1 protein-coding gene is annotated in these 390 nt (G+C 39.0%); it reads right to left on the minus strand.

All coding sequences use genetic code 11. The features are described 5' to 3' along the window. Nucleotides 1-365, minus strand: a 365-nt coding sequence (locus EDI28_RS26620; RefSeq protein WP_267900024.1) for a zinc-binding dehydrogenase, incomplete at its 3' end; no start/stop codon positions are given. Between the last annotated feature and the right edge of the window lie 25 nt (nucleotides 366-390).

Genomic DNA, 390 nt, shown 5'->3' on the forward strand with positions numbered 1-390 from the left:
TCAATTTCACTGAGTTTGAAATAGTGAGTTACCAATTTTTCCGGTTCAATCTTATGACTTTCAAGTGCTTTCAACAATTGTGGAGTCGTATTTGTAGATACCAAACCAGTTGTTACATTGATGTTGCGAATCCAAAGTTTATCTAAATCGAATTCAACTGGTTTACCATGCACACCACAGTTGGCAACCGTTCCGTCTACACCGATAATCTTTTGACAGAAATCAAATGTTTCAGGAATCCCTACAGCTTCGATAGCGACATCCACACCACGACCATCTGTCAAATCATAAATTTCTTTAATGGCTTTTTTAGGGTCTGAAGAATTAACCTTATGAGTCGCACCGAATGATAGGGCAGTTTCCAAGCGGTTATCGTCTAGGTCTACCATA

Origin of the sequence: Photobacterium chitinilyticum, assembly GCF_004104355.1 — a bacterium.
Lineage (GTDB): Bacteria > Pseudomonadota > Gammaproteobacteria > Enterobacterales > Vibrionaceae > Photobacterium > Photobacterium chitinilyticum.